The following is a 406-nucleotide window of genomic DNA, read 5'->3' as shown; positions in this document are numbered from 1 at the left end:
ACCATAACCAAGCGCTTCTTCATTTACAATTTTACCTGGTAATGGCGCAGCATTAGGATCAACATAAACATCTACAATTGTTGGTACATCTTGTGCTAGTGCCTCTTCTACAATAGCATCTACTTCGCTAGCACTTTTAATTGTATAACCTTTACCACCTGCTGCTTCAGCAAATTTGGCATGATCCATATCAGAGAAATCAACCGCATATTCTAATTCACCAGCAGCTTGTTGTTCATATTTAATAAACGCTAATTGCTTATTATTTAGAACAAACACTGTTAAAGGTAAATCATATTGTACAGCTGTTGCAAAGTCCTGCATCACCATTTGGAATGCACCATCACCAGCAATTGCGATGGCTTGTCTATTTGGATATGCAATTTTTGATGCCATTGCACCTGGA

The 406-nt window shown here is 37.9% G+C and carries 1 protein-coding gene; it reads right to left on the bottom strand.

Features of this window, described 5'->3' with window-relative positions; all coding sequences use genetic code 11:
- Window positions 1-406: thiamine pyrophosphate-dependent enzyme (locus ETC02_RS17080; protein WP_253264192.1), on the bottom strand; the 406-nt coding region annotated here is incomplete at both ends.

The sequence above is a fragment of the Geobacillus sp. DSP4a genome (genome assembly GCF_013096875.1).
Lineage (GTDB): Bacteria > Bacillota > Bacilli > Bacillales > Anoxybacillaceae > Geobacillus > Geobacillus thermophilus.
Note: the sequence above shows the minus strand (reverse complement) of the source record. Positions and strands in the feature narration are given on the sequence as shown.